Source organism: Enterococcus sp. B2E4 (assembly GCF_030499455.1).
GTDB lineage: Bacteria > Bacillota > Bacilli > Lactobacillales > Enterococcaceae > Enterococcus_D > Enterococcus_D casseliflavus.
Map to the genome: position 1 here is coordinate 1 of NZ_JAUKPK010000012.1, position 13,580 is coordinate 13,580.

Annotated in this window: 12 protein-coding genes and 1 tRNA gene; all 13 read left to right on the forward strand. The window is 44.4% G+C overall.

Annotation, left to right across the window (positions count from 1 at the left end; all coding sequences use genetic code 11):
* Positions 1 to 75 precede the first annotated feature (75 nt).
* The 13 genes from Q1X33_RS09255 (at position 76) to Q1X33_RS09315 (ending at position 13,482) form a co-directional block, all read left to right on the forward strand.
* Positions 76 to 149 (forward strand) — tRNA-Pro (locus Q1X33_RS09255).
* Positions 150 to 251: 102 nt separating this feature from the next.
* The gene (rsgA, locus tag Q1X33_RS09260; protein ID WP_005230231.1) at positions 252 to 1,136 is read left to right on the forward strand and encodes a ribosome small subunit-dependent GTPase A; all 885 of its coding nucleotides are present in this window, start codon (positions 252 to 254) and stop codon (positions 1,134 to 1,136) included.
* Between the two features lie 9 nt (positions 1,137 to 1,145).
* A complete protein-coding gene (gene rpe, locus Q1X33_RS09265) occupies positions 1,146 to 1,799 on the forward strand; it encodes a ribulose-phosphate 3-epimerase (RefSeq protein WP_015510634.1) in 654 nt (217 codons plus the stop codon).
* Entirely contained in the window at positions 1,800 to 2,432 is a 633-nt protein-coding gene (locus Q1X33_RS09270) for a thiamine diphosphokinase (RefSeq protein ID WP_005230235.1), read from the forward strand.
* Between the two features lie 142 nt (positions 2,433 to 2,574).
* Positions 2,575 to 3,432 carry a rod shape-determining protein MreC gene (gene mreC / locus Q1X33_RS09275; protein ID WP_034869542.1) on the forward strand — a complete coding sequence of 286 codons (858 nt, stop codon included), beginning with the start codon at positions 2,575 to 2,577 and terminating at the stop codon, positions 3,430 to 3,432.
* A 2-nt stretch (positions 3,433 to 3,434) separates the two neighbouring features.
* On the forward strand, positions 3,435 to 3,944 hold the full coding sequence (gene mreD, locus Q1X33_RS09280) for a rod shape-determining protein MreD (protein ID WP_005230239.1): 510 nt from the start codon (positions 3,435 to 3,437) through the stop codon (positions 3,942 to 3,944).
* Positions 3,945 to 4,132: 188 nt separating this feature from the next.
* Positions 4,133 to 5,497 (forward strand): NlpC/P60 family protein, encoded by a 1,365-nt coding sequence (locus tag Q1X33_RS09285; protein WP_005230241.1) that lies wholly within the window; start codon positions 4,133 to 4,135, stop codon positions 5,495 to 5,497.
* A 69-nt stretch (positions 5,498 to 5,566) separates the two neighbouring features.
* Positions 5,567 to 7,315, forward strand: coding sequence for a PTS mannitol transporter subunit IICB (locus Q1X33_RS09290; protein WP_005230243.1), 1,749 nt, complete (start codon positions 5,567 to 5,569; stop codon positions 7,313 to 7,315).
* A complete protein-coding gene (locus Q1X33_RS09295) occupies positions 7,296 to 9,326 on the forward strand; it encodes a BglG family transcription antiterminator (protein WP_005230244.1) in 2,031 nt (676 codons plus the stop codon). Before Q1X33_RS09290 ends, Q1X33_RS09295 begins: the two co-directional genes overlap by 20 nt.
* 12 nt (positions 9,327 to 9,338) lie before the next feature.
* Positions 9,339 to 9,773 carry a PTS sugar transporter subunit IIA gene (locus tag Q1X33_RS09300; RefSeq protein WP_005230245.1) on the forward strand — a complete coding sequence of 145 codons (435 nt, stop codon included), beginning with the start codon at positions 9,339 to 9,341 and terminating at the stop codon, positions 9,771 to 9,773.
* 312 nt (positions 9,774 to 10,085) lie between these two features.
* A complete protein-coding gene (locus Q1X33_RS09305) occupies positions 10,086 to 11,858 on the forward strand; it encodes a PTS mannitol transporter subunit IICBA (protein ID WP_005230247.1) in 1,773 nt (590 codons plus the stop codon).
* A 15-nt stretch (positions 11,859 to 11,873) separates the two neighbouring features.
* Positions 11,874 to 12,311: a PTS sugar transporter subunit IIA gene (locus Q1X33_RS09310; RefSeq protein ID WP_005230254.1), complete on the forward strand. Its 438-nt coding sequence runs from the start codon at positions 11,874 to 11,876 to the stop codon at positions 12,309 to 12,311.
* A 22-nt stretch (positions 12,312 to 12,333) separates the two neighbouring features.
* A complete protein-coding gene (locus Q1X33_RS09315; RefSeq protein WP_005230256.1) occupies positions 12,334 to 13,482 on the forward strand; it encodes a mannitol-1-phosphate 5-dehydrogenase in 1,149 nt (382 codons plus the stop codon).
* Positions 13,483 to 13,580 lie beyond the last annotated feature (98 nt).

Here is a 13,580-nt window from a genome sequence, read left to right on the forward strand (position 1 = left end):
TGACTACGGATCAAAAGGTTAGGGGTTCGACTCCTCTTGGGCGCGTAGTCTTTTTATTTGTTTCATTTTTATTATCGGGAAGTAGCTCAGCTTGGTAGAGCACTTGGTTTGGGACCAAGGGGTCGCAGGTTCGAATCCTGTCTTCCCGATTTTTTGATGCCTGAAGCATTCGCTTCAGGCTTTTTTGTGTTTTCAGCCAGTGAGAAGACCTGAAAATATGATACAATAGTAAAAAACGAGGAGGAAATTGTTTGAAGGGAAAAATCATCAAAGCGCTAAGCGGATTTTATTATGTGGCATCAGAAGATGAAATCTTTCAAACCCGCGCTCGAGGAAATTTTCGGAATCGAAAAATCACTCCTTTGGTGGGGGATGAAGTGATCTTTGAAAGCAGCAATCAAACAGACGGTTATCTTTTAGAGATCTTGCCGCGAAAAAATGAGCTGGTTCGACCGCCAGTCGCAAATGTGGATCAAGGGGTGCTCGTGACAAGTCTAGTTGAGCCGAACTTCTCCTATAATCTATTGGATCGCTTTTTAGTGACGTTAGAGTATGAGGGGATCGAACCGATCATCTTTTTGACAAAAGCGGATCTTGTGAAAGATCTTGCCGCAATGAAAGCAATTGAGGAGACCTATCAAGCAATTGGCTACCACGTGATCACGTCAAAAGCAGAAGGCGAAGATCTATTGGAACTTCAACGGTACTTTCCTGAGCGGATCACCGTCTTTATGGGACAATCCGGTGCTGGAAAGTCGACATTGCTGAATCGGATCGTCCCAGAATTGGCATTGGAAACAGGAGTGATCTCAGAATCTCTCGGGCGGGGGAAACATACGACCCGTCATGTGGAGCTCTTGCCGATTTGTGATGGATTGGTTGCCGATACACCAGGATTTAGTTCGATCGACTTTTTGGAAATCGAAGCGGTGGAGTTACCCAAACTATTTCCTGACTTTTTAGCGGTAGCTGCCAACTGTCGTTTTAGGGAATGTAGGCACCTTAATGAACCTGATTGTGCAGTTAAGCAGGGGGTTGCAGCAAATGAGATTGCCGAGACTCGTTATAAGAATTACGTGCAATTTTTAGAAGAGATTGAAAACCGACGTCCGGTTTATAAAAAGAAGAAAAAGTGAGGGAAAAGCATGATAAAACTAGCACCATCTATTTTAAGTGCCGATTTTGCAAATCTTCAAAGAGACATTGAGCTGGTAGAGCGCCATGGCGCAGATTATATTCACGTAGACGTGATGGACGGTCATTTCGTCCCTAATATTACCTTAGGCCCAAACATCGTTAAAGCGATTCGCCCAGTTACCAAACTGCCGTTGGATGTTCACCTAATGATCACCGAACCAGAAAAGTATATCCATGCCTTCGCAGAAGCTGGGGCAGATATCATTGGGATCCACGCGGAAGCAACACCTCATATCCATCGTGCGATCCAAATGATTGTGGCAGAAAATGTCAAAGCAGAAATCGTCATCAACCCAGGCACACCAGTATCAGCCATTGAACATGTTTTATCCATGTGTGATCAAGTGTTAGTCATGACGGTCAATCCAGGGTTTGGTGGGCAATCCTTTATTGAAGAATCACTAGAAAAAATTGCAGTACTGGCTGCTTTAAAAGAAGAAAAAGGCTACCATTATGATATCGAGGTAGATGGCGGGATCGTTCCTGAGACAGCCAAACGTTGCCTGGAAGCAGGTGCAAATGTCTTCGTAGCAGGAAGCTATATCTACGATGCCGATGAACCTGCAGCACAAATCAGAGCCTTGAAAGAAGCTTTGCAATAAATGAAGATTTTGTTAGCAGCAGGGGGGCGCCCTGAAAATTGGCCACCGCTGATGACGTATGACAAATACATTGGGATTGATCGCGGGGCATTGTTTTTGCTTCAGCACCAACGGCCAGTCGATCTGGCGATTGGTGATTTCGACTCTTTGACCGCAGGCGAACTGCAAGCAGTCAAACAACAAGTCAACACAGTGATCCAAGCTCCTGCTGAAAAAGATGATACAGATACCCAATTGGCATTGGTGGAGACGTTGCGTCGCTATCCAGAAGCGCAAATCGACTTGATTGGTGCAACAGGAGGACGTCTCGACCATCTTTTAGCCAATCTATGGCTGCCTTTAGAAGATCGGTTTCGTCCATTTGCCCCAAATCTGCGTTTTTTAGATCGTCAAAATGTCGTTCAGTTCTTTTTACCAGGCACCTATCAATTGGAAAAAGAACCCGAGATGCAGTATTTGGCGTATTGCTGTTTGACGCCGGTAACAGATTTGACGTTGACAGGTAGCAAGTATTTATTAGAAAACGTCCAAGTGCCGTACCCAACTTCTTATGCCAGCAATGAATTTCTGACACAAACAGCAGGTTTTTCCTTTAGCAGCGGGATGATAGCAGTCATTCAAAGTTGTGATTAAGAGACGGAACGTCTCTTTTTTTTGTTGAAAATTTCAGAAACTTAATTACAAAAAAAACATTAAGACGGTCAACTTAGCTTTTGTTTGCAGGGTATTAATGGTAAAATTGGAACTACAGTTTGGAATTATTTGAGGTGTCTTTGTGAAAAAGTTTAATCCTAATAAAAATATTATCATCACATTGATTATTGTGATTTTAGTTGTCACCGTATTAAGCGTGACGATCGCCCGCAGAGCTGCGGGAAACTCCACCAATGTTGTGCAATCAACGGTCAATGACTCCGTTGGCTTTATCGATAAAGTGATTACGGCGCCTTTTCGTTGGATCGAAAATGGGGCGAATTCAGTCAAAAACTTGTTTGTGACGTATGAAGAAAATGAACGTTTAAAAGAGAAATTGGACAGTTTTGATGAATTGGAACAAGCGAAGGACAATGCGCAAAGAGAAATAGATGCCTTGAAAGAAGAGCTAGAGCTGAATGCGACCTTGACGAATTATGAACGGATCTCCGCCAATGTCATCAATCGGTCACCTGATACTTGGCAAGATATGCTGATCGTGGATCGAGGCTCAAGAGACGGCGTTGAGGTCAACATGGCGGTCATGTCGCAAAAAGGCTTGATTGGTCGTGTGGTAGAAGTCAATGCGGCTTCTTCTAAAATTGAACTTTTGACTTCTGAAAACCAGAATTCTAACCACTATCCGGTTCGGATCAGCGGCGAAGATGGGTCAAACTTTGGGATTCTAAGTAGTTACGATCAAAAAGAACGTTCCTTGGTCATTACCCAGTTGACAGGGGACAATGAGCTGAAGGAAGGCGATGTCGTGCAGACCTCTGGATTAGGAGGAAACTCGCCTGCCGACTTAGCGATCGGAACAGTGATCCGTACCACCAAAGATGAGTTTGGTCTTGATACCCAAGTGTTTGTAAAACCGTATGCCCAAATGTATGATATTCAAGCAGTAACGATTATCAAACGCTTGGCAGGTGAGGAATAGCCATGAAAAAGCATGACTACATCAAATACCTGGCAGCGGGCGTCTTCTTTTTAATGATGTTGGCAGATGGACAACTGACGCGTTTTTTAGAAAAATGGACCCAAGACAATTATATCGCCAGTGCACATCTTTTATTGATCGCCCTTTTATGTGGCGCGAAGTATTTGCCGAAAAACTTTTTGATCACCACGGCGCTTGTGATCGGCTGCCTCTATGACGTGTATTATGTCGGTGTGATCGGCATCTACACGGTGGCGTTTCCCTTGATCGTGTGGATCATGTATATTTTGAAAAATACGCTTTATCAAAATGTATTTACCATGTTTTTCGGAATGATCATCTTTGTTACAAGCTTAGAAGTTGTGACGTTGGGCGTCCAGTTGCTATTTAAGATCGCCTCAGTTAGCACGTCATTCTTTGTTTCCCGCTTTCTAGCACCAACGCTTTTATTGAACATCATTTTGTTTATCCTTTTAGTCGTTCCATTCATGAAGCTATTCAAAGACGAATAGCTTCATTTTTTTTTTTGCGTTTGACTGTATAAAAATAACAGCGATTGAAATGTTTTTGTAATATTCCTTTTATCTCTCTGACATACGGCTGTGTTACAATCACACTATCGTGAAGGACTTTAGGTATTCTTAAGCATTTATACATAAAAAAACCATATTAGGGGAAGCAACAGCCGGAGGAATGAAGAGTGAAAAAGCGAATTTTATCTTTATTGTTAGTAAGTTCAATTGTTCTTACTTCTGCAGCAGCACCGACACTTGTCTTTGCATCAGATTTTGACAATAAAATTGAAGAAAAAAATAAAGAGATCTCTGACTTGCAAAACCAGCAAGCGAGCATCCAGTCACAAGTAGCAGCACTTGAAAGCGACGTGGCTGCAATCAATGAAAAAGCCCAAACTTTGTTGCAACAGCAAGGTGATTTGCGTGCGGATTCTGAAAAGTTGAAGCAAGAAATTGCTGATTTGAAAGTCAGAATCGAAAAGCGTGAAGAAGCGATCCAAAAACAAGCCCGTGACGTTCAAGTCAATGGTCAAAGCACGAACTTTATTGATGCAGTATTAGAAGCTGACTCTTTAACAGATGCTATTGGCCGTGTGCAAGCAATGACGACGATCGTCAATGCTAACAAAGATCTTGTGGATCAACAAAAGGCAGACCAAGAAGCAGTTGAAGCGAAAAAAGCGGAAAACGACGATAAGTTGGCAGAAATCGCAGCGAACCAATTTGAATTAGAAACACAATTAGGGAATCTACAAGCCAAACAAGCCGATTTAAATGTTTTACAAGCGGAATTGGCTGTTCAACAAGCATCTAAAGAAGATGAAAAAGCTGATTTAGAAAAACAAAAAGAAGAATACGAAGCAGAACAAGCACGCATCGCTGCAGAAGAAGCTGCGGCAGCAGCCGCTCGTGAACAAGCAGCACAAGAGGCAGCGGCTCAAGAAGCGGTAGCAGCTGAAGCAGCTACTCAGGAAGCAGCAGCGTCTAGTGAATCTTCAACGTCAAATTCAACAACACCAAGCGCTACAACAAATTCTAGTTCTACGACTAATAACACACAAGGAGATTCATCACAAGGTGGCGGTTCAACAAATACGACACCATCGACTCCTGCCAACAATAACAATAGCAATAACAACCAAGGATCGAACAATAGCGGCAATGGTGCAAGCAATACTCCTGCACCCGCACAAACGGTCAACGGTTCAGCAATCGTAGCAGAAGCAATGAAATACATTGGTACTCCTTATGTATGGGGTGGTACGACACCAGACGGCTTTGACTGTTCTGGCTTTACACAATATGTATTTGCTAAAGTTGGGATCTCATTACCACGGGTAACTTACGCACAAGAATTTTCTGGTACGGTGATTTCGATCAATGAAGCAAAAGCTGGTGACTTGTTATTCTGGGGTAGCCGCGGAAGCACACACCACGTGGCGATCGCTATGGGTAACGGACAATACGTTCATGCACCAACACCAGGTCAAAATGTTTCTGTTAGCAGTTACTCTTATTACTCACCAGATTTCGCGGTACGCGTAAACTAAATCAATTGAAGCTATTTCAAAAGCTGGCGTTTTACGTCAGCTTTTTTTGATTTCTGTTTTAAAAAACGTATGCTTTTTTTGTTTTCAGTCTTACCAGAACATCTTATAATAGAGAAGAGAAAGGAAGCGGATAAAATGAACAAGACCTCGTCTTCCAGAGAAAAAATGATAACGGTTAAGTTTTATACGAATTATCTTTCTCGCATGATGATGCCGAATTTAAGTATTTTTATTGCGTGGATGCTGATTTCATTCCTGCTGCCTTTTTTCTCAGTCGATCAACAAGTGATCCAGCAAATGGAACAAGGGGTCTTGACTGTGCTGCTGCCCCTCATGATCGCCTATACAGGTGGGCAGATGTTGGCGCCTGAACGAGGTGGGGTCGTAGGAGCAGTGGCGGTCTTAGGGGCTATTCTCGCAACGGATATTCCCCAGGTCTTTGGGGCGATGCTGCTGGGACCGCTAGCGGGCTGGCTATTGTACCGCAGTGATTCGATCGTGAGCAAAGTCAAAAGTGGCTATGAGATGCTGGTGCGCAATTTTATTGCAGGTGCGTTTGGCGGACTCCTCTTTTTAGGAAGTTACTTCCTATTGGCGCCGCTTTTTAATTGGTTCAGTCTCGGCAGCTATCAGCTGGTTGATTATTTTGTTCAGCAAAACGTCTTGCCCTTTATCCATATCATTGTAGAACCATTGAAGGTTTTGTTTTTTAATAATATTGTCAACCATGGTCTATTTACACCGCTAGGGATCGAAGCAGCGGCACTCAATGGTCAGTCGGTTTTATTTTTGATCGAGGCCAACCCCGGTCCAGGATTAGGGGTCTTAGCGGCGTATCTTTTTTTTGGTTCAAAGCGAAACCGAACGAATGCCGCAGCATCCGTTTTTGTGCAGGCTATTGGTGGGATTCATGAAGTGTATTTCCCGTTTGTTCTGCTCGATCCTTGGGTGTTGCTCGGTCCGATCATTGGTGGTTTCAGTGGCACGCTGATCTTCCAATTTTTAGGGGTAGGCTTAAGAGCGCCTGCGTCTCCGGGCTCGATCTTAGCGATTTTACTCAATACACCGCCGTCTATGATCCTAGGTGTCTTAGCTGGGATTGTCGTCAGTACGGTCGTATCGTTTGCGATCGCTAGTGTGCTGTTAAAACGGAAGTCCAATACAGAAAATGAGGAGCGTAAGATGCCGAAAATGAAGAAAGTCACGGAGATCGTCGTGGCCTGTGACGCAGGGATGGGGTCCAGTGCGATTGGTGCCAGCATACTAAAAAAACAGTTACAAGAAGCCCAGCTAACGTTTCCTGTCCGCTATCAATCGATTTATCGTGTGATCGATGATCCCGCGCTTTTGGTGATCACCCAACGGGAATTAGCAGCTATTGCCCAAAAGCAGACACCACACGCACAGCATTATGTGTTAGATAATTTTTTGGCGGCTGATGAGTATGCCCCGCTGATCCTAGAATTACAAAGAAGAGAACAAGATCCGCAAAAATCGCTGCAAACCGAGGCAGCATGTTCGTTAGGATTTTCAACGATCATCTTTTTGTATACTGGAAAAAAACGCGGTTCACAAACGATGGCAGTGGAGATACTAAGCAAAATGGCCCGCCAACAAGCGCTGTCTTTGACCATCAAAAAAATGGCGTATGAAGGACAAGCTCTTGACCCTACGGCAGTCTATATCCTCCCGAAAGAACTTGCAGAAAAGTGCCCGATCCCAGATGTTCCTTTGCTGGTGGTGGATGATTTATTGACGACAGATGCGTATCGTCAGTTACTGACAGAAGGAGTCGACTATGTTTTTGACCAATCGTGAAACACTTTTATTAACGGAATTGATGAATAGTACCGGTCCAGTTTCTTTAGATCGCATGATGCAAGTCTTAAAAGTCAGTAAACGAACGGTGTACCGTGAACTGGCTAATCTAGAAAAATCGCTGGAAACAGTAGGAGCTACCTTAGAGAAGGTCGGTCGTGGTCATTTCCAAATTTTTGCATCAGAAACGAGCATTCGCCAATTGCAAGAAGCCATTATGGCAGATACCGATCAAGAATTCGCGGCTAGTGAGCGACAACATCGTATTTTGCTGCAACTGACTACCGCCACGAAGCCTGTATCTAGTCATTTCTTCTTGGATCGCTACCAAATCAGCAATACGACGTTTTTTTCAGATATCAAACAGCTAGAAGAAAGTCTCGCACGGCTGCCGTTAAGGATCGTGCGCAATCAAGGATATGAGATCGAAGGCTCCGAAAAATATCGGCGGTTGATCACAGCCAATACACTAGTGATGGAGATCAATGAGTACCAATTTTTCCATTTACTGGAAACCGATGATGAAGCCCCGTTTATTTTTCAATTTCTGTCCCGTGACCATCTATTGCTAGCCCAGCGGCTGATTCGAGAAACCATCGAGCCGCAGTTCAAGGAACTTAGTGACCGCAAATTGGCGTTTATCGTCTTGATGCTGGCGCTAGCCATGGATCGGGTAGCTTTGGGCTACACGGTGGAAGAAGAGACGTACCCGAGTCAGATCAACAAAGACTTGCTGAAGGTGGCGAAAAAGATTTTTGCTCAGATCGCCGAAAAGACGAAACTGCTTTATTCCATCAACGAAATCGTCTTTTTTGCCGTGTTACTAGGTGATTTTGCTAATTCCTTTGATCGTGATTTTTTTGATGACAATTTTGATACTGACTTGGCTTATCGTGTGAAACGCTTGATCGAATTGGTCAGTGAGCAAACGGAAGTGGCGTTTTATGAAGATACGAACTTGTATAAAATGCTGCTGACCCATATCTCAGGAGTGATGACGCGGGCGATTTTAGAAGAAGATCATTTGAACAACCCTATCCTAGAAAAAATCATGAACCAGTATGTCGAGATCGCCAGCGGGATTCGCAATCATCTGCCGCAGGTCTTTCCGCAGCAGCAGTTCTCGGAAGAAGAAATCGCCTATATGGTCCTGCATTTTGCCAATTCGTTGGAAAAAAATCCGAAAGTGTTAGAAGTCAATATTGCAGGGATCTCTCCTAGCGGATTAGCCTCCATCAGTTTATTAGAGATGCAGCTACGGAAACATTTTCCCTTTATCAATCAAATCACCTTCTTTCGAGTGGGAGATGTCAAACGGGAAAATATCGAGGAGACCTATGACTTGGTGATCTCGACTTCCTTGCTGCCAGGGTATCAAGGAGAGTACAAACTCGTTTCACCGATCCTGCTAGAAGAAGATATTCAAGAGTTGAAGAAGGCCTTCCAAGCCATTAGTCAGAAAAAACGTTCCGCAAAAAAGGCACCCTCTGCTTTGGTCAAAGAGGAATCCTATGAAGCGGTCTTGGCTTTTATCGAAGCCATTAACCAGCTATTGGCGCTGTTTCAAGTGCAAGCCATTGATAACCCAGCGGACTTGGAAGAAACGTTGCAGCTGGTGCTGACGTCTTTTGATGAACATGTTGTTTTGGATCGTGAGAAAGTCGTTGATCGTCTCTTACGGCGCTACTTCCAAGCGCCAGTAGGCATTCCTGACACTCACTTTGCCTTGTTTCACGCAGCGAGCTCGGCGATCCTGCAACCAGTTTTTCGTATTTTCGACTTAAAACAACCTTTGCCTCTTTTAGCGATGGATAAAAAAGAAATCGCTGTTACCCGTTTATTAGTCATGCTTGCGCCGTATCCTATCAATGAAACAAGCTCTCAGATGTTAGGAAAAATCAGTGGTTCGATCATTATGAATGATCTAAATACGGAGATTTTTAATTCGGGTAATGATTCGATTATTTATCAGTTGCTCTCTTCGCTCTTGATTGAAGAAGTAAAACAATAGGAGGGATCAGCGATGTATATTCCACAGGAGCGGATTTTGTTGGATCAACACTTTACCGATGCCACAGAGGCTCTGACAAAAATTGGCGAGTACTTAGTCAACCAGGAGATCGTTTCCTTGCCCTATGTCAAAAGCCTTTTGCGTCGCCATCAAAAAACAGGTGTTTACATCGGTAACTTTGTGGCATTGCCCCATGCGGAAGAAGAAGCCCAGCAATGGATCAAGGAAGAAGGACTCTTTTTGATCCAAGTGCCTGATGGCGTCGACTTCGGCACGAAGGAGCAGCCTAAAATCGCTACGATCCTTTTCGTAGTCGTCCTAAAAGAGCAGCAATTAGCTGTTTTGCAAGAAATCGCCTTTTTTTGTTCTGATATGCAGAATGTTCGGGTGCTTAGTGATGCCGAATCGGTTGAAGAGATCCAACAGATTTTGCTGGCAGAAGAATAAGCGATCAGCAGCAGACTGGCTTGCAACAAGAGCAGCGAACGAAATACATGAATGAGCTGCCTCCGTGTACTTGCTCTTTCTACCTTGTGTAGAAGGAGTGAGTACACGTTTTTTTTGTGTTTTGGCAAAATCCAAAAAAATGCTCCACGTGAAACATAACAAAAATAAGCGAGTGCAGGGGCTGCTCGCCTTTTTTTGTTCTGTCTGTTTGGCTACAAGTTTTGGCACAGTTTTTTGTGCCAAAGTACGACTTTCGAGCTTTTTGGGAAGCGCCTACAATAAGGGTGTAAGCAGACGAGAGGAGAGAAAAAAATGGAACAGACACAAAAAGCAGCCAAATCATCAGTAAAAGCAAAAGTTCAAAAATTAGGCAGTACGTTGTCGAGTATGGTGATGCCGAATATCGGCGCATTGATTGCATGGGGTGTATTAACGGCATTATTTATTCCAGATGGGTATTTACCAAATGAAGCCTTTGCAACGATGGTCGGTCCAATGCTAACGTATTTGATCCCAATCTTGATCGGGTATACTGGCGGGAAAGTGATTGCTGGTGACCGCGGAGCCGTGGTTGGGGCGATCGCAACGATGGGGGTCATCGTCGGAACGGATATCCCAATGCTCTTGGGTGCAATGATCATGGGTCCTTTAGGCGGTTGGGTCATCAAGAAATTTGACGAGATCTTCCAAGACAAAGTTCGCGCTGGCTTTGAAATGTTGGTCAACAACTTTTCATCAGGTTTGATCGGTTTTGCTTTAGCATTACTGGGCTTTGTAGCAATCGGGCCAGTTGTTAACACCTTGACAGAAGCAATGGCAGCAGGGGTCGAAGTGATCGTCAATGCCCACTTGATTCCATTAGCCAATATCTTTATTGAACCAGCAAAAATCTTATTCTTAAACAATGCTATCAACCATGGAATTTTGACACCACTAGGCACTGAGCAAGTCAGCGAATTTGGGAAATCGATCCTTTACTTATTAGAAGCCAATCCTGGACCTGGTTTAGGAGTCTTGCTAGCCTTCACTTTCTTCGGAAAAGGAGCAGCGAAATCTTCGGCACCTGGAGCGATCATCATTCACTTTATTGGTGGGATCCATGAGATCTACTTCCCATACGTCATGATGAAACCATTGATGTTCTTAGCCGTGATTGCCGGCGGTGTATCAGGAAGCTTTACCTTCCAATTACTAGGTGCAGGCTTACGGGCACCTGCTTCACCAGGTTCGATCATTGCGATCTTAGCAATGACGCCATTCAACTCGGTGATGAGTGTCGTTTCTGTCTTAGCGGGAATTGCCGTAGGAGCAGGCGTATCCTTTATCGTCGCTGCCGCGATCTTGAAAGCGGATGCGAAGGATACAGTGGATAATTTTGAAGAAAAAGTACAACAAACGCAAGCAGCAAAACTCAGCTCAAAAGGCTTGGCGGCTCAACCAATGACTGGCATCAATCGTATCATCTTCGCATGTGATGCAGGCATGGGCTCCAGTGCTATGGGGGCATCGATCTTACGTAAAAAAGTCAAAGAAGCGGGTCTTCCACAAAATGTTTCTAATTCCGCTATCAACAATTTAACGGACGATGCCAATACGCTGATCGTCACTCAAGAAGAATTGCAAGAACGTGCCAAACAAAAAGCGCCAAATGCGACCTTTGTCGCGGTTGAAAATTTCCTGAACTCTCCACGGTACGATGAAATCGTAGCCACATTGTCAGGGACTAAGACAGCGGGGGAGTCAGCAAAAAAGTCTGAAGCAGGCAACCAGGTAGATGTTCCTTCCGCCAATGACCTTAAGCAAGTCAGTGAAATCATTTTGGCCCACGATGATCGCAAAGGTTCGGCAACGATGGCTCAGAAAGTCTTCCAAGATCTTTTAGCCAAAGAAGCTCTGACGATGCCGATCAGAAAAAGCCATATCAATGATCTCCATGCGAACGCCTCTTCACTGGTGATCACAAAAGAAGCCCTAACGCCGCAAGCGCAAACGTCAGCGCCGGAAGCGATCCACCTATCTGTCAATAATTTGATGGGAACGACGAACTATCAACGGATCGTAGCATCGATCAAAGCAGCGAATTAAGAAAGGATGAGCCGAATGCAAGTATTAGAAAAAGACATGATTGAATTGAACAAACAATTTGCGACCAAAGAAGAAGCCATTCGTTACTGCGGCGAAAAATTGCTGGCGGCAGGCTGTGTGGAAAAAGAATACGTCGAAGCCATGCTTGAGCGTGACGAGATGCTCTCAGTCTATATGGGGAACTTTATTGCGATTCCTCACGGCACGGATGAAGCCAAAAAATACGTCAAAAAATCTGGTATCTGTATCGTGCAAGTACCTGATGGCGTGAATTTCGGTACCGCGGACGAAGAAAAAATCGTCACCGTTCTTTTCGGCATCGCGGGCAAAGGGGAAGATCACCTGCAATTGGTCCAACAAATCGCCCTCTTTTGCAGCGATATCGATAACGTTGTCGAATTGGCGGATGCCTTAGATAAAGAAGAAATCGCCCAAAGTTTGACCGTAGCATAAGGATTTAAGGAGGAGACAAGACATGAAGGCAGTTCACTTTGGTGCAGGTAATATTGGTCGCGGCTTTATCGGCGAGATATTGGCTGCCAACAACTTTGAAATCACATTTATTGATGTCAATGAAACGATCATTGACGCCTTAAAAGCAAGACAAGGGTATACCATCGAATTAGCCGATGAGACCCAAGAACAGATCCACATCGAGCATGTGACGGGATTGAACAATGCCAAAGAACCAGAAGCGGTGATCCAAGCGATCGCCGAGGCAGACATCCTTACGACCGCCATTGGTCCCAACATTTTGCCGCATATCGCTGAGCTGATCGCCAAAGGCTTAGAAGCACGTCAGCAACACTCAGACAAGCCAGCCATTGATGTGATCGCCTGTGAGAACATGATCGGCGGATCGACCTTTTTAAAAAGCGAAGTGCAAAAATACGTTGCGGATTGGTCAGCATTGGAAGCGACGGTTGGTTTTCCAGATGCAGCGGTGGACCGCATCGTACCGCTGCAGCACCATGAAGATCCTTTATTCGTTCAAGTAGAACCTTTTTGCGAATGGGTGATCCAAGAATCAGGGATGAAATCCTCGATCCATCTGCAAGGGGTCCATTATGTGGCGGACCTGGAACCGTACATTGAACGGAAATTATTCAGTGTCAATACGGGTCATGCTACGGTAGCGTACACAGGCGCCCTCCAAGGCTATCAGACGATCGATGAAGCGATGCAGGACCATTTAGTGGTGATCCAATTAAAATCCGTTCTCGAAGAAACTGGGCGGCTTTTAATTGAGAAGTGGGCTTTTGATCCTGAAGAACATGAACGGTATATCGAAAAAATCATCCAACGCTTTAAAAACAAGCACATTTCCGATGCTATCACTCGGGTGGCACGGACACCTGTCCGCAAATTAGGGACCGAAGAACGTTTTATCCGACCAGTCCTTGAGTTAGAAAAACGCAACATGCAGCCAGATCATCTCTATGAAACGATCGGCATGATCTTCAACTACAAAGACCCTGAAGATGAGCAAAGCCAACAGTTGCAAGCACTTTTGGATGAAAAATCACTACCGGAAGTCATTGCAGAAATCACTGGCTTACAAGATGAAGACATGATTGAAACGATCCGACAAAACATTGAAAAATATGCGTATGTTGCCGCATAAAAACGAGTAACACACAGAAGAAGCAGATAAATTGCCGCATCCGTAAAAGCTAGCCCAACAAGCGAGCTTTTGCGGATGTGTTAATTTCTTTCAACGCT

What these genes read in the sequence shown, in the direction of transcription:
- Q1X33_RS09300 (WP_005230245.1), top strand. Translation starts at nt 9,339, where the DNA reads ATGTATATTCCACAGGAGCGGATTTTGTTGGATCAACACTTTACCGAT.
- Q1X33_RS09310 (WP_005230254.1), top strand. Translation starts at nt 11,874, where the DNA reads ATGCAAGTATTAGAAAAAGACATGATTGAATTGAACAAACAATTTGCG.
- Q1X33_RS09295 (WP_005230244.1), top strand. Translation starts at nt 7,296, where the DNA reads ATGTTTTTGACCAATCGTGAAACACTTTTATTAACGGAATTGATGAAT.
- Q1X33_RS09270 (WP_005230235.1), top strand. Translation starts at nt 1,800, where the DNA reads ATGAAGATTTTGTTAGCAGCAGGGGGGCGCCCTGAAAATTGGCCACCG.
- Q1X33_RS09315 (WP_005230256.1), top strand. Translation starts at nt 12,334, where the DNA reads ATGAAGGCAGTTCACTTTGGTGCAGGTAATATTGGTCGCGGCTTTATC.
- rpe (WP_015510634.1), top strand. Translation starts at nt 1,146, where the DNA reads ATGATAAAACTAGCACCATCTATTTTAAGTGCCGATTTTGCAAATCTT.
- Q1X33_RS09290 (WP_005230243.1), top strand. Translation starts at nt 5,567, where the DNA reads ATGCTTTTTTTGTTTTCAGTCTTACCAGAACATCTTATAATAGAGAAG.
- mreD (WP_005230239.1), top strand. Translation starts at nt 3,435, where the DNA reads ATGAAAAAGCATGACTACATCAAATACCTGGCAGCGGGCGTCTTCTTT.
- Q1X33_RS09305 (WP_005230247.1), top strand. Translation starts at nt 10,086, where the DNA reads ATGGAACAGACACAAAAAGCAGCCAAATCATCAGTAAAAGCAAAAGTT.